The sequence below is a fragment of the Arthrobacter sp. 210 2 genome (genome assembly GCF_059093025.1).
Genome location: NZ_JBNHIE010000010.1, coordinates 152,710 through 170,077, shown reverse-complemented (window position 1 = coordinate 170,077; position 17,368 = coordinate 152,710). Strand labels below are relative to the sequence as shown.

General features: G+C 66.6%; 16 protein-coding genes and 1 tRNA gene. 8 read left to right on the top strand and 9 right to left on the bottom strand.

What is annotated here, in order from left to right; translation table 11 throughout:
- Positions 1-71: 71 nt before the first annotated feature.
- From AC5RWA_RS17770 to AC5RWA_RS17760, 3 genes are all read right to left on the bottom strand, one after another.
- Positions 72-1,031 carry an Fpg/Nei family DNA glycosylase gene (locus tag AC5RWA_RS17770; RefSeq protein WP_494058516.1) on the bottom strand — a complete coding sequence of 320 codons (960 nt, stop codon included), beginning with the start codon at positions 1,029-1,031 and terminating at the stop codon, positions 72-74.
- A complete protein-coding gene (locus AC5RWA_RS17765) occupies positions 1,031-1,525 on the bottom strand; it encodes a ribose-5-phosphate isomerase (RefSeq protein ID WP_494058515.1) in 495 nt (164 codons plus the stop codon). The genes AC5RWA_RS17770 and AC5RWA_RS17765 overlap by 1 nt, the downstream gene beginning before the upstream one ends.
- A gap of 78 nt (positions 1,526-1,603) precedes the next feature.
- Positions 1,604-2,623 (bottom strand): hypothetical protein, encoded by a 1,020-nt coding sequence (locus AC5RWA_RS17760; protein WP_494058514.1) that lies wholly within the window; start codon positions 2,621-2,623, stop codon positions 1,604-1,606.
- Between the two features lie 167 nt (positions 2,624-2,790).
- On the opposite strand from AC5RWA_RS17760, the gene pepN reads away from it, so the two are divergent.
- A complete protein-coding gene (gene pepN, locus AC5RWA_RS17755; protein WP_494058513.1) occupies positions 2,791-5,343 on the top strand; it encodes an aminopeptidase N in 2,553 nt (850 codons plus the stop codon).
- A 24-nt stretch (positions 5,344-5,367) separates the two neighbouring features.
- Complete coding sequence (locus AC5RWA_RS17750; RefSeq protein WP_115525811.1) at positions 5,368-5,841, top strand: OsmC family protein; 474 nt, start codon at positions 5,368-5,370, stop codon at positions 5,839-5,841.
- Here the strand turns inward: AC5RWA_RS17750 and AC5RWA_RS17745 are convergent.
- Positions 5,838-6,824 carry a Rossmann-fold NAD(P)-binding domain-containing protein gene (locus AC5RWA_RS17745; protein WP_494058512.1) on the bottom strand — a complete coding sequence of 329 codons (987 nt, stop codon included), beginning with the start codon at positions 6,822-6,824 and terminating at the stop codon, positions 5,838-5,840. The two genes, AC5RWA_RS17750 and AC5RWA_RS17745, sit on opposite strands and share 4 nt — an antisense overlap.
- Before the next feature lie 120 nt (positions 6,825-6,944).
- Between AC5RWA_RS17745 and AC5RWA_RS17740 the strand changes: the two genes are divergently transcribed.
- Together AC5RWA_RS17740 and AC5RWA_RS17735 are read left to right on the top strand one after the other, a co-directional pair.
- Positions 6,945-7,631 carry a mechanosensitive ion channel family protein gene (locus AC5RWA_RS17740; RefSeq protein ID WP_079596346.1) on the top strand — a complete coding sequence of 229 codons (687 nt, stop codon included), beginning with the start codon at positions 6,945-6,947 and terminating at the stop codon, positions 7,629-7,631.
- Between the two features lie 2 nt (positions 7,632-7,633).
- The gene (locus tag AC5RWA_RS17735) at positions 7,634-8,086 is read left to right on the top strand and encodes a globin (RefSeq protein ID WP_115525808.1); all 453 of its coding nucleotides are present in this window, start codon (positions 7,634-7,636) and stop codon (positions 8,084-8,086) included.
- Between the two features lie 16 nt (positions 8,087-8,102).
- Here AC5RWA_RS17735 and AC5RWA_RS17730 read toward each other — a convergent pair whose 3' ends face one another.
- A complete protein-coding gene (locus AC5RWA_RS17730) occupies positions 8,103-8,762 on the bottom strand; it encodes a DUF8185 domain-containing protein (RefSeq protein ID WP_079596348.1) in 660 nt (219 codons plus the stop codon).
- 83 nt (positions 8,763-8,845) lie between these two features.
- On the opposite strand from AC5RWA_RS17730, the gene AC5RWA_RS17725 reads away from it, so the two are divergent.
- A complete protein-coding gene (locus tag AC5RWA_RS17725; RefSeq protein ID WP_115525806.1) occupies positions 8,846-9,826 on the top strand; it encodes an acyl-CoA thioesterase in 981 nt (326 codons plus the stop codon).
- A gap of 98 nt (positions 9,827-9,924) precedes the next feature.
- On the opposite strand, the gene ettA is transcribed toward AC5RWA_RS17725, so the two are convergent.
- The 3 genes from ettA to AC5RWA_RS17710 form a co-directional block, all read right to left on the bottom strand.
- Positions 9,925-11,607: an energy-dependent translational throttle protein EttA gene (ettA, locus tag AC5RWA_RS17720; protein ID WP_079596350.1), complete on the bottom strand. Its 1,683-nt coding sequence runs from the start codon at positions 11,605-11,607 to the stop codon at positions 9,925-9,927.
- A 49-nt stretch (positions 11,608-11,656) separates the two neighbouring features.
- Positions 11,657-12,259, bottom strand: coding sequence for a DUF6993 domain-containing protein (locus AC5RWA_RS17715; protein ID WP_494058511.1), 603 nt, complete (start codon positions 12,257-12,259; stop codon positions 11,657-11,659).
- A 116-nt stretch (positions 12,260-12,375) separates the two neighbouring features.
- Positions 12,376-12,936 carry a single-stranded DNA-binding protein gene (locus AC5RWA_RS17710; RefSeq protein WP_476245221.1) on the bottom strand — a complete coding sequence of 187 codons (561 nt, stop codon included), beginning with the start codon at positions 12,934-12,936 and terminating at the stop codon, positions 12,376-12,378.
- Between the two features lie 214 nt (positions 12,937-13,150).
- Here AC5RWA_RS17710 and AC5RWA_RS17705 point away from each other — a divergent pair.
- Positions 13,151-13,223, top strand: a tRNA-Arg gene (locus tag AC5RWA_RS17705).
- A 100-nt stretch (positions 13,224-13,323) separates the two neighbouring features.
- On the opposite strand, the gene AC5RWA_RS17700 is transcribed toward AC5RWA_RS17705, so the two are convergent.
- On the bottom strand, positions 13,324-14,553 hold the full coding sequence (locus AC5RWA_RS17700; RefSeq protein WP_494058510.1) for an ROK family protein: 1,230 nt from the start codon (positions 14,551-14,553) through the stop codon (positions 13,324-13,326).
- A 131-nt stretch (positions 14,554-14,684) separates the two neighbouring features.
- On the opposite strand from AC5RWA_RS17700, the gene xylA reads away from it, so the two are divergent.
- Positions 14,685-15,872, top strand: a complete 1,188-nt coding sequence (gene xylA, locus AC5RWA_RS17695) for a xylose isomerase (RefSeq protein WP_079596353.1) — start codon at positions 14,685-14,687, stop codon at positions 15,870-15,872.
- A gap of 3 nt (positions 15,873-15,875) precedes the next feature.
- On the top strand, positions 15,876-17,303 hold the full coding sequence (gene xylB, locus AC5RWA_RS17690) for a xylulokinase (protein WP_494058509.1): 1,428 nt from the start codon (positions 15,876-15,878) through the stop codon (positions 17,301-17,303).
- Positions 17,304-17,368 lie beyond the last annotated feature (65 nt).

The following is a 17,368-nucleotide window of genomic DNA, read 5'->3' as shown; positions in this document are numbered from 1 at the left end:
TCGCCGAGGGGCCTTTTTCATGTTCGGGGCCTTTTTAGTTCAGGTCCTTTTTCGTTTTTCAGGAAAGATATTCAGGCTGACTGCTGGCAGTTCGGGCACCAGTACAGCTTTCGGGCAACCAACTCGGCGATCAGCACGGTGGTGCGGCAGACCCTGCACGGCAGTCCGTTGCGCTTGTAGACGAAGTGCGCGTCCTCCCGGGCAGGGAACGTATGGGTCTTCACGACGGCGGCCGGCTTCCCTGTGCCCGCTTCCTGATTGCCCGCTTTCCCGTTGCCTGTCCAGTACTTGGGCGGGGTAGTGATGATCCGGCCGTCGGCCACGCCGTCGTTCATGAGGGATACAACGTCGCGCCACAGTTTCCGGGCAGTGGCATCCGGCACGGCAGCCCCCGGCAGCCAGGGGTCCAGGCGCAGGCGGAAGAGGACCTCGGCGCGGTACACGTTGCCCACGCCGGCGATGATCTTCTGGTCCATCAGCAGCGCGGCCACGGGCGTTTTCCGGGCCTGCAGGTTGGCGGCAAACCTGCCGGCATCGCCCCGAAGGTTACGCAATGGGTCAGGGCCCAGCCGGGCGAGCACTGCGTCAGCTTCGGCGGCGGTGATGGTTTCGCAGGTTGTTGCACCGCGCAGGTCGGCCCAGCCGTGGGCTGACGCAAGCCTTACCCGGACCGCCCCCACCGGGGCCGGCGGCCCTTCATAGGGGGCACCGGCGTCGTCCTCCCCGTCGGCGAAGGCTTCCTGCTCGCCTACCCGGCGGGGCGCACCAATGCTGGAAGACCCCGTGAAGGTGCTGTCGCCGCCGAAGCTCCAGGCACCGTACAGTCCCAGGTGGACGTGCAGCACCAATGCGTTGTCGAAGTGCAGGAAGAGGTGCTTCCCGTGGGCTTCGGCGGCGAGCAGTGTATGGCCGTCGAGCAGCGCCGCTCCCCCGCTGAACCTGCCCTGGGGGCTGGTCACGGCGAGGCTTTCCCCGGTGAAAACGTCCCCGAACTGGCGCGCCAGGCGCCGGACCGAATGCCCTTCCGGCACTACTCGACAACCTCGCCGGTGGACTCGTAGGCGGCGATCTTGCCAATCCTGCGGACGTGCCGCTCGTCGTTGCTGAAAGGCTCGGCCAGGAAGGCTTCGATAAGTTCCGTTGCTTCCTCCACCGTGTGCTGCCGGCCGCCCACGGCCACCACGTTCGCGTCGTTGTGTTCACGGGCGAGGGTAGCGGTGGAGTGGTTCCAGGCGAGGGCTGCCCTGACGCCCTTGACCTTGTTCGCCGCGATCTGCTCACCGTTGCCTGATCCGCCCAACACGATGCCCAGCGCGTGGACACCCGCCTGCTGGTCAGCCACTACAGCCAGGGCGGCGTTGATGCAGAAGGACGGGTAGTCGTCCTGGGCGTCGTAGACCTTGGGTCCGTGGTCCACCACTTCGTATCCCTTGGCCGTCAGGTGGGACACGAGGTGGGCGCTGAGCTCCATGCCTGCGTGGTCGGTGGCGATGTGGACCCGCGGGAAGGCAGGGGAAGAGGTCACGAGCAGAATCCGTTCAGTTGGCGGCGCTGGCAGCCGGCACGGAAGGCGCCGGCCCGTAGAACAACACGGACAAGAATACTAGGACTCCGGCAGGCCTGCCGCAGGCGAGGGGCCGCCGCCCCGCCTTGCCCGGGCAGCCACCCGGGTGAGGACTTCGGCCAGGCGGGCGGCCGAGGCCTGGCTTCCGCCGCTCACCGCGAGCCGCTGTCCGTCCGTTTTGCTGACGACGACGGCGGGGCCGCTGCTGACGAGCATGGCGGCGGTTCCCCCGTGGTTCCGGTAGCCCCACCCGCCGTAGTCGGCAGCCCGGACATCCGCTGCGCTGGCGGCCGAGATGGAGCCGGCAGGAATGTCCATGACCGGAACGACGCCCGCCAGCAGGACTTTCAGCCCGCCGCGGTCCGCCTTAACGCGGGCACACAGGAAGGCAGCACCAAAAAAGGCCAGGACTATGAGCAGGACACCCAGCCACGGCACCACAATGGCGATCAGGGCGGCGGGGAACACGGAGGCGATGGCGATCATCACGAAGACCGAACTCCTGGCATGCACCCACAACCGGATGCTGTCCCGGGTCAGGTCCGGGTCAAGTTCTTTCGCGATGGCAAACTGCAGGGCCCGGTCGTCATCCGGCGACCACTGCTGGTCGGCCTTGAAGGCAAAGGCCACGATCACGCCAAGGGACACTGCGGCGCCGCTGCCGAGCGCAAGGACGGTGAGGTCAACCCGTGACTCGCGGGCATCGGGCACGCCGGCCTGGCCCACCAGGCCGGCAGCCAGGGCGGTGGTGATAAAGAGTGCCAGGAAAAGACCGGCGCCCATCATGATGCGGCGCATCAGGACCGGCCTGCCCACCGGAACCGCCTGGTACAGGCCCAGCCAGCCGAAAACCAGGATCATCAACGCGCCGCCGCCCACGAAGGCGCCGAACGGCGCGAAGGCGGCGCCGCCGTCGTCCGTCCAGCGGATGGCGAGCGGCTCGGGGAGGTCCGGCCGCAGCAAAAACGCGCACACAACGAAACCGGCGGCCAGCATGACCGGAAACCCGACGGCAAAGCGCAGGGCCTTCGCATCCACCGAATCCAGATACTTTCCCATGACTTAACGCTACCCCTGGCGCCGGAACCGTGGCCCCCTCCGCTCCGCCCGGCACAGCTGTGACCAGGGCAACTTGCCAAGGGGTCAGCCAATGCAAGAATGATCAGTGCCGGAGCTGGGTACCCCCAGCCGGCAACCGCAACTTTCTGGAGGTCCATTTGCCAGGCATGAACCTGACGCGCGCTGAGGCCCGCGAACGCGCCGAACTCATCACCGTCGAGTCCTATGACGTCCAGCTGGACCTGACAAGGGGCGGGGAGGTTTTCGGGAGCACCACCACCGTAAAGTTCAGCGCGAAGCCTGGCTCCTCCACGTTCATCGACGCCGTGACCCGCACCGTGCACAGCGTCACGCTCAACGGCCACAGCCTGGACCCTGCCGCGGTGGCGGACGGCGTGCGCATCCAGCTGCCCGGCCTGCAGGAAACCAACGAGCTCACCGTCGTTGCCGACGCGCCGTACATGAATACCGGCGAGGGGCTGCACCGCTTCGTGGACCCGGTGGACAACGAGGTCTACCTGTACACGCAGTTCGAGGTTCCCGATTCACGCCGGATGTTCGCCGTCTTTGAGCAGCCGGACCTGAAGGCGACCTTCGCGTTCACCGTGACGGCACCATCCCACTGGGACGTCATCTCCAACTCCCCCACCCCCGAGCCCGCCCCGGCCGCGCCGGGCGGCGACGGCGGCGCCCGCTCCATCTGGACCTTCCCTGCCACCCCGCGGCTGTCCTCCTACGTCACCGCGCTGATTGCGGGCCCGTACCAGTCGGTGCGCAGCGAGGTAGCCAGTTCAGACGGGCGGGTTATCCCGCTGGGTGTCTTCGCACGGAAGTCGCTGATGCAGTACCTGGATGCGGAGAACATTTTCGAACTGACCCGGCAGGGCTTCAGGTTCTACGAGGCGCAGTTCGGCTGCCCCTACCCCTTCGAAAAGTACGATCAGCTGTTCGTTCCGGAGTTCAATGCCGGGGCCATGGAAAACGCCGGTACTGTAACCATCCTGGAAGGCTATATTTTCCGCGGAAAGGTCACCGGCGCCCAGGTTGAGCGCCGCGCCATCACCGTCCTGCACGAACTGGCGCACATGTGGTTCGGGGACCTGGTGACGATGCGCTGGTGGAACGACTTGTGGCTCAACGAATCGTTCGCTGAGTACATGTCCCACCTTGCCGCGGTGGAAGCCACCTCCTTCACCAGCGCGTGGACCACCTTCGCCTCCCTGGAAAAATCCTGGGCATACCGCCAGGACCAGCTGCCCACCACCCACCCGATCTTCGCCGAGATCAACGACCTGCAGGACGTTGAGGTGAACTTCGACGGCATCACCTACGCCAAGGGGGCATCCGTCCTCCGCCAGCTGGTGGCGTGGGTGGGGCCGGAACAGTTCATGGCCGGCGTCCGTGAATACTTCGCCAAGCACTCCTGGCAAAACACCGAACTGGGCGACCTCATGGTGGAACTGGAGAAGGCCAGCGGGCGGGACCTGGATGACTGGGGACGGCAATGGCTTGAAACTGCAGGGGTGAACACCCTCGCACCGGAGCTGGAGGCTAATGCCGACGGTACGCTGCGCTCCTTCACCATCGTCCAGTCCGCGGTGGAGGAATGGCCCACCATCCGCCCGCACAGGCTCGCCGTGGGCTTCTACAACCTCAACGCTGCCGGAAAGCTGGAGCGGGTGCACCGCGAGGAACTGGACGTCGACGGCGAACGCACCGACGTTCCCGCGCTGGTGGGCCTGCCCCAGCCGGACCTCATCCTGATCAATGACGACGACCTCGCCTTCGCCAAGGTCCGGCTGGACCCGAAGTCACTGGCAACGGCCACGGCACACCTCAAGGACTTCCAGGACAGCCTGCCGCGGACCCTCGTCTGGAACTCCGCCTGGGATGCAGCCCGTGACGGCGAGACCCCGGCCCGGAAATACGTGGAGCTCATCCTGTCCAACGTGGCGGCAGAGACCGACTCCTCGGTGATCCTGGTGCAGCTCCGCCAGCTCGCCACCACGCTCAACTTCTACGTGGCCGAAGAGCACCGCGAGGCTGCCACAGCCGCCGCGGCGGACAGGCTCTGGGACCTCGCCTCCCAGGTTCCCGGCGGTTCCGACGCGCAGCTGCAGTTCGTGAAGTCCTTCGCCCTGCTTGCCGGCAGCGCGGCGCAGCTGGACAAGGTGGCAGGGCTGCTGGACGGATCGGCGGTCCTGGACGGACTGGCCGTTGACCAGGACCTGCGCTGGGAGCTCGTGGCTTCCCTCGTTGCCGGCGGGCGGATGGCACAGGACGGGATCAACGCCGAACTGGCGCGCGACAACACCTCCAGCGGCCAGAACGCGGCAGCTCTGGCCAAGGCCGCCATCCCCACCCCCGAGGCGAAGGCCGCGGCCTGGGACTCGATCGTGGTCAAGGGCGAACTGTCCAACGCGCTGCAGGGGTCGGCGGTGACCGGCTTCATGCGGGTCCTCGACCGGTCGCTGCTGGAACCCTACGCGGAGAAGTACTTCGAGGCGGTGCCGGGCATCGTCGAAAACCGCACGCACGCACTCGCCCAGCAGATCGTCGTCGGGCTCTACCCCGCGCTGCTGACCACCCAGGCCACCATTGACCGTACAGACGGCTTCCTGGCGGCCCTGCCGCCGGAGAGTGCCGCACTGCGGCGCATGATGCTGGAAAACCGCGACGGCGTTGCCCGGGCACTGCGCGCACGGGCCGCAGATGTGTAGCAACGGGGATGGGAGGAGGAACGCATGAGCCTGTCTGAGCACCGCTACGGCCTGGCCGTGGAGTGGACCGGCAACCTGGGTGACGGGACGTCGTCCTACCGCGGCTACTCCCGGGACCATGACGTGGTCATTCCCGGGTTGCCGGTCCTGAAGGGATCGGCTGACCCCACCTTCCATGGCGACCGGGAGCGGTACAACCCCGAACAGCTGCTCCTGGCGGCCCTCGCGCAGTGCCACCTGCTCTCCTACCTGCACGTGGCCGTCAAGCATGGCGTGGTGGTGACCGCTTACCGGGACGAGGCCTCCGGCCTGATGCGGCTGAACCGGGACGGCAGCGGACAGTTCGAGCGGGTGACGCTGCGACCCCGTGTCACAGTCGCCGACGCCGGCCAGGTGGAGCTCGCCGGCCGGCTCCACCACGAGGCCAACCAGGTGTGTTTCATTGCCCGCAGCGTGAACTTTCCCGTGGACCATGAACCGGAAACGGTGGTGGCTTAGGCTCCCAGTCTGCTGACCAGCCGGGCCTCTGTGTCCGGCGCCAGTCCCGCCTTGCGGGGCCGGGCCAGCCCGCGGGCACGTTCATCCCGGAGCGTGTCCTCCAGGGTTTCCTGCCACGGCCGCAGCACCAGGCCGGCCGCCCGCGCGGCCTGGTTGCTGCGCGCCATAAAGCCCCCATGGTCCGGCGGGAGCCAGAGCGGCAGGGAATCGGGTCCCGCCCAATACCCGATTCCTTCAGCCACCAGCCAGTCTTCCGGTGCAGCCACTACAGAGCCGGTATAGCCGGCTATGTCGCCGGACGTGCCCACGTACTGGCCGAACGGCACCTGGTCCCCCACCGCGTTGAGCACCCCACTGGTTCCCTGTTCCGCGGCGAGCAGGATCCAGGCTGCAAGGTCGCGGACGTCGATGACTTGCGTGGGATCCGCGTCAATGTCCGGAACGATGACGGGTCCGCTGTCCCGGGCGAAGCGGCCCGGCCAGTAGCCGTAACGGTCGGAACCGTCCCCGGGACCGCCAATAAGGCCTGCGCGGCAGACGTGGACCCTGCCGCCCGTTGCCGCCAGGGTGGCTCCCTCAATGGCCACCTTGGATTCGCCGTAGTTCTCCGCCGTGGACTGCGTTCCGGACGGCAGAGCAGGCAAGAGCGCCGCGTCCTCCGCCGCGCCCGGCATGGAATGGTCGGCATACACGGAACAGCTGGACACGAAGGTCCAGTGGCCCGCCCGCTGTGCAAGGGCATCCAGGGCACCCTGTGCGGGGTCCGGATCGCGGGCAACCTCGATGACGGCGTCCCAGTCCCCTGACACACCGGCGTAGGCGTTCGCGCCCAGTGAACGGTCGGCCCTGATCCAGGCCGCACCGCTGGGCGGCTGTCCCGCTGATCCGCGGGCGAGGCACGTCACCTGGTGCCCGGCCGCCACTGCCTGGCCGGCGATTTCTGCTGACAGGAAGGCGGTTCCGCCGAGGACAAGGATGCGCATGGCCCCACGCTACGGCGCTAGGGTTAAGACAGAACAGAGGCTTCCGCGCCGGGCATAACCGGCGCTGAAGCAACTCGTCCCGGTTCTGCCGGCACAAACCCCAAGGAGCACTTCTTCCCTATGGTCAGCATGTTGTCAGTCCTCCCTTCCGCCGCCACCGACCCGGACGGCATCAGCATTACGGGGATCGTGATCAGCCTGGGCGTCGGCGTCGCCGTCTGGCTGGCGGCGACGTTCGTCATCTCCCGCATCACCTCGCGGGTGGCGTCCGGGAGCAACTTCTTCAAGAAACCCACGTTCAAGTGGGCGGCTCCCGCTTTCCGGGCCTTGGATCACGAACGCCGGGTGCAGCGGGCGGAAACTATCGGTTCGCTGCTGAACAGCATCGTGGGGGTGCTGGTGGTGGTCATCACCGGCATGTACGTTCTGCAGAACCTTGACATCAACATCGCGCCGCTCCTGACCAGCGTCGGTATCCTCGGTGTGGCCATCGGCTTCGGCGCCCAGCAGCTGATCCGCGACTTCCTGGCCGGCATTTTCATTACCATTGAAGACCAGTTCGGCATCGGCGACGTGATCGAAACCAGCGAGGTGGTGGGCGTGGTTGAATCCATGGGCCTGCGCATCACGCGGGTCCGGTCCGACGACGGTGCCATCTGGTACCTGCGCAACGGTGAGATCCTGAGGGTAGGCAACCGTTCGCAGGGCAATTATGTGCCATTGCATGAATCGGAAGACGGCACCACGGACCAGAGCTCGGATCACGGCGCCGAGAACACCAAGACCGAGCAGAAAGCCGGAGAATAGCGATGACCATTCCCGTAGAGCCGCAGCAGCCACGCCAGCTGATGCAGAACGATCCCTTCAGCCAGCCCGGCTACACGGACAACTTCTACGACGCCGTGGGCGGCCACGAAACGTTCGTCAAGCTCATCGACATTTTCTACGACGGCGTGGCCACCGATCCGCTGCTGCGCCCGATGTACCCCGAAGAGGACCTGGGACCAGCCAAACGGCGTTTCCTGATGTTCCTGGAGCAGTACTGGGGCGGACCCACCACCTACGGTGAAGAGCGCGGCCATCCGCGCCTCCGGATGCGGCACATGCCGTTCAAGGTGTCGCCGGAGGCCAAGGACCGCTGGCTGTTCCACATGCGCAAGGCCGTGGACGCCCTTGAACTGCCGCCCCTGTACGAGGGGACCCTGTGGGATTACATGGAGCGCGCGGCGTTGTCCATGGTGAACAGCCCGTCCGGCTCCTGACCCGGCAGCTCCGCCCTTAGAGCAGGCCGCTTCCGGTGCGCGCCAGCACGTGCCCGCGGCTGCCCGAGAGCCGGAACCAGCGGCCCGCGCGGTAGAGCTTCTGGTCGCCGTCTGCGAGGAAGCCTAAGGCAAGGGCCGCGAAGGCCGCTCCCGTAGGCAGTCCCGAGGAGTCCAGGTCCCTGCCCCAGACCGCGGCGCGGGCGTTGTTCACGATCAGTGCCCCGGGCTTGTCCGGAACAATTCCCGCCACTTCGGCGATGCCGGCCTCTGCTGCCTGCCGCAGGGCGGAGTCGCTGAGCGACCCCACAAGTTCCCAGCCGCCCCTTGGGGCGCTGACGCCCGTCCAGGACTCGGTGACCGTAGCCGGCGGAACCGGCAATTCGACGTCGTCCTCCCCTGCGCGGGCGAGGCGGTCCAGGACGGCCGACAGCGGGACTGTCACGTCCGTTTCCGAAGGTGCCGCCAGCGCCATGGTGCGCAGGCCCAGGATGGTGGGCGTGGATTCGCCCAGCAGCCGGGGACGCAGCACGCACACGTACGCGGCGAGGACGGAACCTGCCGCCTGCAGCCGGATGGCGCCGTCGTCGATCGCTTTTGCTCGTGTGACGTACGTCTTCAGGTCGGCGAGATCCCTGGGGTCGGCGAAACGGAAGGACGAGGTAAGAAGATCAGACACACCAAGAACACTACCGGGTGCACGCTGATTGGACACTGCCCCGGCTGGTTGAGCGGCACCGGGCCGCCGTCTAGAGTCAAACCATGACTGAAGCCGAAGCCGGACTCCTGGCACCTCCCAGCGGTGACCCCACCGCATCGCTGATCAAACTTCTCGACCTTGGCCAGTTGGAAGGAGCCCGGACGGACGAGGACATTTTCCTTGGACCGTCCCAGCAGCAGCCGCACCACCGGGTATTCGGCGGCCAGGTCCTGGCACAGTCTCTCATCGCCTCCATCCGGACCGTGGACGACGAGCGTTTTGTCCACTCCATGCACGGCTACTTCCTGCGGCCCGGCGATGCCAACAAGCCCATCACGTTTGGTGTCCAGCGCCTCCGTGACGGCCGGTCCTTTTCCGCGCGGAGGGTCCACGCCTATCAGGACGGCGTGCCGATCCTGTCCATGATCGCGTCCTTCCAGGGGGAGGACGAAGGCATCGAGCACGAATCCACGATGCCCGCCGGTATCCCGGACCCGGAGTCCCTGCCCAGCACCGCTGACCTGCTGGGGAAGTTCGACCACCCGGTGGCCAGGCACTGGGCGTATGAGCGGCCCTTCGATATCCGGCACATCGATCCGCCGCTGTACGTTTCGGCCAAGGGCACCAAGGAAGCCCGGAACGCTGTGTGGATGAAGACGTTCGGGCCGATGCCGGACAACGCCAACCTGCACCGGGCCGCCCTGGCGTATGCGAGCGACTACACCCTGCTTGAGTCCATTTTGCGGCGGCACGGGCTGAGCTGGATCACACCGGGCATGAATGTGGCGAGCCTCGACCACGCCATGTGGTGGCACCGCCCCGCCCGGGTGGACGAATGGCTCCTCTATGTGCAGGAGTCCCCGAGCGCGCAGGGCGCACGGGGACTCGCCACCGGCAAGATCTTCAACCGGGCCGGGCAGCACGTTGCCTCCGTTGCCCAAGAGGGCATGGTCCGCGTGCCCACCGACCTGAAGAACAAGGTGGTGGGCGCCTTCCAGTCCAAGGTGTTGGAGCATCAGATCCGCAAGGCTGTGCGGGACTAGCAGGCCTCACCGGGCACGAAGGAGGCCGGCACCCCAACGGGTGCCGGCCTCCTTCGTGCCATCGCCGGTGACCGGCGATGGCGCCGGTGCTGAAATCCCTAGTCGCGGGTCAGGCGGCGGTGGGTGACGCGGTGCGGCTTGGCCGCATCCGGGCCCAGGCGCTCCACCTTGTTCTCCTCATAGGATTCGAAGTTGCCCTCGAACCAGTACCACTTGGACGGGTTCTCCTCGTCACCTTCATAGGCCAGGATGTGCGTGGCAACCCGGTCCAGGAACCAACGGTCGTGCGAGACCACCACGGCGCAGCCGGGGAACTCAAGCAGCGCGTTCTCCAGGCTGCTGAGGGTCTCGACGTCGAGGTCGTTGGTGGGCTCGTCAAGGAGCAGGAGGTTTCCGCCCTGCTTGAGCGTCAGGGCGAGGTTCAGGCGGTTGCGCTCACCGCCGGAGAGCACGCCGGCCTTCTTCTGCTGGTCCGGGCCCTTGAAGCCGAAGGCTGCAACGTAGGCGCGGGACGGCATTTCCACGTTGCCCACCTGGATGAAGTCGAGTCCGTCCGAGACGACTTCCCACAGCGTCTTGTTGGGGTCGATGCCGCCGCGGCTCTGGTCCGCGTAGGAGATCTTGACCGAGTCGCCGATCTTCAGGTCGCCGCCGTCCAGCGGTTCCAGGCCTACGATGGTCTTGAACAGCGTGGTCTTGCCGACACCGTTGGGGCCGATAACGCCGACGATGCCGTTCCTGGGCAGGGTGAAGGAGAGCCCGTCGATCAGGGTCCGGTCTTCAAAGCCCTTCTGGAGGTTCTTCGCTTCCAGCACCAGGCCGCCCAGGCGGGGTCCCGGCGGGATCTGGATTTCCTCGAAGTCCAGCTTGCGGGTCCGGTCTGCTTCGGCAGCCATCTCCTCGTAGCGTGCCAGGCGGGCCTTCGACTTGGTCTGGCGGCCCTTGGCGTTGGAACGTACCCACTCGAGTTCCTCGGCAAGCCGCTTGGCCTGCTTGGCGTCCTTCTTGCCCTGGATTTCCAGGCGGGCACGCTTCTTCTCCAAGTACGTGGAGTAGTTGCCTTCGTAGGGGTACAGGTGGCCGCGGTCCACCTCGGCGATCCACTCGGCAACGTGGTCGAGGAAGTACCGGTCGTGGGTTACGGCCAGGACGGCGCCCGGGTAACTGGAGAGGTGCTGTTCGAGCCAGAGCACGCTTTCAGCGTCCAGGTGGTTGGTGGGCTCGTCAAGGAGGAGCAGGTCGGGCTTCTGCAGGAGAAGCTTGCAGAGGGCCACGCGGCGGCGTTCACCACCGGAGAGGTTGGTGACGTCCGCGTCAGCGGGCGGGCAACGGAGCGCGTCCATGGCCTGTTCCAGCTGGGAGTCGAGGTCCCAGGCGTCGGCAGCGTCGATGGCTTCCTGAAGCTTGCCCATTTCCTCGAGGAGGGTGTCGTAGTCAGCATCGGGGCTGGCCATTTCCTCGGAAATTTCGTTGAACCGCTGGATCTTGCCGTAGATCTCGCCTACGCCTTCCTGGACGTTGCCCAGGACGGTCTTTTCTTCGTTCAGCGGCGGTTCCTGCAGCAGGATCCCTACGCTGTAGCCGGGGCTGAGCCGGGCCTCTCCGTTTGAGGGGGTGTCCAGTCCGGCCATGATCTTGAGGATGGTGGACTTACCGGCACCGTTCGGGCCCACAACACCGATCTTGGCACCGGGGAAGAATGACATGCTTACGTCATCAAGAATGAGTTTTTCGCCAACGGCCTTACGGGCCTTGGTCATTGTGTAGATAAATTCCGCCATGGTTCCAAATCTAGTGGGTAGGCGGGCATAACTCACATTTACGGCGGACTCAGGACCCTACGAAGCACTTGCCGCTGGCCAGCACCGGAAGGACCGTGACGGTGACTGTTCCTTCCCGGACCTGGCCGATGACGCAGTCGGTCCCCTGCAGCACCGCCGCCTCTATGGCGTCGGCTTCAAGGCCGGTGGGAGTACGGCTTTGCGACACCTGAAGGACAGCGGGGGCAATGCCCGCGCCGGTGAGTGCATCGGTGACCTGGGCGGTGGCGGGTTTTGGCGCCGCCGCCGCCAGCTGGGTCAGGGTGTTTGTCACGGTCTGCCGTACCGTTTCGGTGGCCGCCGCTTCCGCGTTGGCTGACGGTGCGGCTGAGGTGTCCGCGAGCGCGTCCCCACCTTCCTCGCCGTTGCCTTCGGCACTACTGTCCTGGGTACCGCTGTCCTGCGCGGCAGGGGCCGCGGTTTCCGTTGCCTGGGTTCCACTGTCTGCGGGTCCGGGCGAAGCGGTGGAACCCGGGGTGCAGCCGGCCATGACGGCGACGAGGGCTGCACCCGCGGCGAAGCGAAGCATCATGGTGCGGACCCTGATCGTTTCTGGAGGAGCAGGTGAGGCACCGGCTCCATGATTGTGCCGGTGGTCAAGGTTGTGCCGCATGCGGTCATTCTGCCACGGGTACCGGAGCCGGCGATGCAGCCTGGGCGGACAGGGCACGGCCGGGGGGTGCCGAAGTCCTGCCCGCCCAGGAACTTGAGAGGGCGTTGAGACAGTTCCTACACGCCTGATTCCGCGAGCTCCCCCGTTTCCAGATCCAGTGGCACAAGGTCGCCGTTGCTGTCCTCGATGTAGGCAGCGGCAGGATCGCCGCCCAGGTCCTCGTCGCCGTCCCCGGGTTCGTCGAACGGTCCGTCGGTACCGGCACTGTGGTCACCGGCGAGGGGGGCGTCCTGGTCAACGAGAGAGAGAAGCGGCTTGGTGGAGGATCGGATGAAGTTGGCAGTACCCCAGGTGAGGTCGTGGCCCACGGCGTCAGCATCGATGGTGTGTGAGTAATAGACCCGGCCGTCCCGTTCCCAGCTGCGGATCTTCAGCGTGCCAACCACGATGACCGGCTGTCCCTTTCTGATGCTGCAGCCCATGCTTCCCGCGAGGTGGCGGTAGCCCTGGACCAGGAACCAGTTGGTGTGGCCGTCCATCCAGGCGCCTGTTTCCTTGTCACGCCGCCGCGAGGTGGAACCAATCCGGAAAGAGGCGGTGGCCACTCCCCCTGGCGTTGTGCCGCTTTTGATCTCGGTGGCAACGAATCCCCGGATCGTGATGGTGGTGTCGCTCATCTCTACGTCCTGTCTTCAATGGTGGTGCCTTAGCAGGCAAAACCAGCATCATCCAGCTGATCACCAGGGACGAGGGCCCGGACGTCCTATGTGCACAACCGCGGTCCCGGCGTGCTTGTGGAGGAGAAGTCAGGTGTTGCCGGGAAGCGACACCACCGGCAGTCCGGGCAATGTAAACTTTTTGAGGCGCCGGGCTTCAGACCCGGATGCACCCGCCTCAGTAGCTCAGGGGATAGAGCAGCGGCCTTCTAATCCGCCGGTCGGGGGTTCGATTCCCTCCTGGGGCACCGATGTGATGAGTCGGGACATCCTTCACGGATGAGTCGGGTCATCGGTAGCACCCCGGTCTTCGGACCGGGGTGTTTTCTTTCTTAAATTCCCCCAGTGCTAGGGCTGAACCAGGTATGGCGCCTCGACGAGCGAGCGGACCACGCTGCCCGCCGCGCCAAGCAGCGCTCCGGCTTGCCCCACAGCCGTGAGGGACACCTGCTCCGCGGCGATCCTGCCCGGCGCGTACTTTTCAAGGCTCGCAACGAGCGGCGCCCGCAGCCAGGGGTCGAGGACCGCGAAGTGGCCGCCCAGCACCACCGAGCCGATGTCCGTCACCCTGGCGGTTGAGGCAAGAGCCATGCCCAGGTATTTGCCGGCACGATCGACGGCGAGCAGGGCACCGGGCTCCCCCGCCGTCAGGGAATCTACCAGGGCGGACATGTTTTCGGAGCGTGTCCGGCTGCCTGAGATGCCGGCTGCCGTGAAGATGGCGTCCTGGCCGGCCACTGTTTCCAGGCATCCGGTTCCGCCGCAGGAACACAGGCTTCCGTCAGGGTCCACCACCACATGCCCCACTTCGCCGGCATGCCCTTCAGGCCCGGTGAACAGTTCGGCCCCGATGACCAGTCCGCCACCAACACCAACCTCGCCGGACACGAAGAGGAAACCGGAGCCACCATTGGCCTGCCGGTGCTGGAGTTCGGCCAACGCGGCAGCGTTGGCTTCGTTGAACAGGGCAACACCCAAAGCAGTACCGGGCAGCAGCCGGGTGAGATCGAGGTCAACGCCGGTCCAGCCGAGGTTCGGGGCGAGGAGGACCTTTGACGTCGCAGCATCCACGAGCCCGGGTACAGCCAGCCCGCCCCCGAGGATCCGGACGCCGCGCTTGCCCGCCGCACTGGCCACCGTCGCTGCCAGCAGGGCAAGGGCGTCCATGACAGGGCCGCTGTCGCTGTCCCGGTTGTCGCGCTCCTGGATTTCCTGCACCAGCAGGGTACCCGAGAGGTCGATGACTCCGGCCGCGATGTAGTCGACATTGATTTCCATGCCCATCACGGCGCGGTCCGGGTTGAGCTGCAGACCCACACCCGGCCGCCCGCGCTCCCCCTGCGGGTTCAGCCCTATTTCGCGGACAAGCCCGGCTTCCAGGAGCTCCAGGACCAGGCTCGAAACCGACGCCTTGGTCAGGCCCGTGGCCGAGGCAACCTGGGCGCGGGTGAGATGGGTATCAGCGGAGGACTGGGCGATCCTTCCCAGAACGAGTGCAAGGTTGCTCCGGCGAACATCACCCATGCTGCCGGGCACGGCGGACTCGGTAAGGACTGCGGCCGGCACCGGCATCACCATCAGGACGCTCCTTGAAAAAAATTTTGCCGGCGGGAGGCCGGGGCTGTTGACCCCAGCCTACGTCCCCGCATATAGTTCAGGCAATAAACTAATAGCCGCACCAAGGCGGCACCTGACTGCAAGGACGCACCATGACTCTCTCCCCCACTCCCGCGGACAAGTTCACCTTCGGCCTGTGGACCGTAGGCTGGACCGGCGCCGACCCCTTCGGTGTTGCCACCCGCGCCGCCCTCGACCCGGTCGAAGCGGTCCACCGCCTGGCCGAACTCGGTGCATACGGCATCACCTTCCACGACAACGACCTTGTTCCCTTCGACGCCACCGTCTCAGAGCGTGAGCTGATCCTGAAGAACTTCCGGACCGCGCTGGCCGAGACCGGGCTGAAGGTTCCGATGGTGACCACCAACCTGTTCAGCCACCCGGTGTTCAAGGACGGCGGGTTCACCTCCAACGACCGCTCCATTCGCCGCTTTGCCCTCTCCAAGGTCCTGCGCAACATTGACCTCGCCGCCGAGTTCGGGGCTGAAACCTTCGTTATGTGGGGCGGACGCGAGGGCAGCGAATACGACGGTTCGAAAGACCTCTCGGCCGCCCTGGACCGGATGCGCGAGGGCGTGGATACCGCCGCGGCCTACATCAAGGACAAGGGCTACAACCTGCGGATCGCGCTTGAGCCCAAGCCCAACGAGCCCCGCGGTGACATCTTCCTGCCCACCGTCGGGCACGGCCTGGCGTTCATTGCCCAGCTCGAACACGGCGACATCGTGGGCCTGAACCCGGAAACCGGGCACGAGCAGATGGCCGGCCTGAACTTCACGCACGGCATCGCCCAGGCGCTGTGGGCCGGCAAGCTCTTCCACATCGACCTGAACGGCCAGCGCGGCATCAAATACGACCAGGACCTGGTCTTCGGCCACGGCGACCTCACCAGCGCCTTCTTCACGGTGGACCTGCTCGAAAACGGCTTCCCCAACGGCGGCCCCCGCTATGAAGGCCCCCGGCACTTCGACTACAAGCCCTCCCGCACGGACGGCTACGACGGTGTCTGGGAATCAGCAAAAGCCAACATGGCCATGTACCTGCTGCTGAAGGAACGCGCTACCGCATTCCGTGCCGACCCCCAGGTCCAGGAAGCCCTCGCGGCCTCCGGCGTCTTCGAACTCGGCCAGCCCACCCTGGCAGCCGGTGAGACCGCCGCCGATCTGGTCGCCGACGCCGCCTCCTTCGAGGACTTCGACGCCGACAAAGCCGCGGAGCGTTCCTTCGCGTTCGTCCGGCTGAACCAGCTCGCCATCGAGCACCTGCTCAACGCCCGCTAAGCCATGGCCCTCGTAGCAGGCATCGACAGCTCCACCCAGTCCTGCAAGGTGGTGGTCCGCGACGCGGACACCGGAGAGCTCGTCCGGCACGGCCGCGCCGCCCACCCCGAAGGCAGCGAGGTCCACCCCGACCACTGGTGGACCGCACTGCAGGAAGCCATCAGGCAGGCCGGCGGGCTGGAGGACGTGGCCGCGGTTTCCGTCGGGGGCCAGCAGCACGGCATGGTGTGCCTGGATGAAACCGGCAACGTCGTCCGGCCCGCCCTGCTTTGGAACGACACCCGGAGTGCCGGCGCCGCCGCGGACCTGATCAAGACGGCCGGTGACGGTGACGGTGACGCCGCTGCCGGTGCACGCTACTGGGCCGGTGCAACCGGCACCGTCCCGGTAGCGTCACTGACCATCACCAAGCTGCACTGGCTCGCCCAGAATGAGCCGGAGAACGCGGCGAAGGTGGCTGCAGTCTGCCTTCCGCATGACTGGCTGACCTGGCTGCTGATGGGCTTCGGCCCGGGAAGCGGCGCGGCCGGCCTGAAGGCGCTGGTAACTGACCGCTCGGACGCTTCGGGCACGGGCTACTACTCAAGCGCGGATGGACAGTACCTCCCCGAGGTCCTGTCCGCGTCGCTGGGCCACGTGCCGTTGCTGCCGAAGGTGCTTGGCCCGCTGGAACCAGCGGGCAGGACCCCCCAGGGTTGCCTGATTGCGGCCGGCGCCGGCGACAACGCAGCCGCAGCATTGGGTGCGGGCGCCGGGCTGGGCGACGTTGTGATGTCGCTGGGCACGTCCGGCACGGTTTTTGCCGTGTCGGACATCCCGGCAGCCGATCCCTCAGGGCTGGTAGCGGGCTTCGCCGATGCCGCCGGCCACTACCTGCCCCTCGTATGCACCCTCAATGCAACCCGGGTTTTTGATGCCACCGCGGCGCTGCTGGGCGTGGACCTGCGGGAGTTCAATGATCTTGCGCTCTCCTCGGGACCCGGCGCGGGGGGCCTGACCCTGGTGCCCTACTTTGACGGCGAGCGGACCCCGAATCTGCCCGACGCCACCGGTTCCCTGCACGGCATCACCCGCACCAGCTACACGCCCGCCAACCTGGCCCGGGCCGCCGTCGAGGGCGTTGTCTGCTCGCTGGCGGACGGCCTGGCGGCACTCCAGGACCAGGGGGTGGTGGCCCGGCGGGTCATCCTGGTGGGCGGCGGCGCACAGTCTCCCGCGGTTCAGGATGCGGCCGTCCGGCTCCTCGGCGTCGCCGTCACCGTCCCGAAGCCGGGCGAATACGTTGCCGACGGCGCTGCCCGCCAGGCCGCCGCAGCGCTCACCGGGCAGTTCCCCTCCTGGGCGCTGGACGCCGTCGACCTTCCTGCAGGGAAGGACGACGGCGGCGTCCTGGCCCGGTACCGGCGCTGGGCTGCCCTGCACGGGCAGTAAGGCCGTAAAGAAGAACAGACCCGGACCGCTGAGCGGTCCGGGTCTGTTCTTATGTGGGGCGCAGG

Coding starts and splice junctions, on each gene's coding strand:
- AC5RWA_RS17760 (WP_494058514.1), bottom strand. CDS start 2,623: ATGGGAAAGTATCTGGATTCGGTGGATGCGAAGGCCCTGCGCTTTGCC.
- pepN (WP_494058513.1), top strand. CDS start 2,791: ATGAACCTGACGCGCGCTGAGGCCCGCGAACGCGCCGAACTCATCACC.
- AC5RWA_RS17750 (WP_115525811.1), top strand. CDS start 5,368: ATGAGCCTGTCTGAGCACCGCTACGGCCTGGCCGTGGAGTGGACCGGC.
- AC5RWA_RS17745 (WP_494058512.1), bottom strand. CDS start 6,824: ATGCGCATCCTTGTCCTCGGCGGAACCGCCTTCCTGTCAGCAGAAATC.
- AC5RWA_RS17740 (WP_079596346.1), top strand. CDS start 6,945: ATGGTCAGCATGTTGTCAGTCCTCCCTTCCGCCGCCACCGACCCGGAC.
- AC5RWA_RS17735 (WP_115525808.1), top strand. CDS start 7,634: ATGACCATTCCCGTAGAGCCGCAGCAGCCACGCCAGCTGATGCAGAAC.
- AC5RWA_RS17725 (WP_115525806.1), top strand. CDS start 8,846: ATGACTGAAGCCGAAGCCGGACTCCTGGCACCTCCCAGCGGTGACCCC.
- ettA (WP_079596350.1), bottom strand. CDS start 11,607: ATGGCGGAATTTATCTACACAATGACCAAGGCCCGTAAGGCCGTTGGC.
- AC5RWA_RS17715 (WP_494058511.1), bottom strand. CDS start 12,259: ATGCGGCACAACCTTGACCACCGGCACAATCATGGAGCCGGTGCCTCA.
- AC5RWA_RS17710 (WP_476245221.1), bottom strand. CDS start 12,936: ATGAGCGACACCACCATCACGATCCGGGGATTCGTTGCCACCGAGATC.
- AC5RWA_RS17700 (WP_494058510.1), bottom strand. CDS start 14,553: ATGGTGATGCCGGTGCCGGCCGCAGTCCTTACCGAGTCCGCCGTGCCC.
- xylA (WP_079596353.1), top strand. CDS start 14,685: ATGACTCTCTCCCCCACTCCCGCGGACAAGTTCACCTTCGGCCTGTGG.
- xylB (WP_494058509.1), top strand. CDS start 15,876: ATGGCCCTCGTAGCAGGCATCGACAGCTCCACCCAGTCCTGCAAGGTG.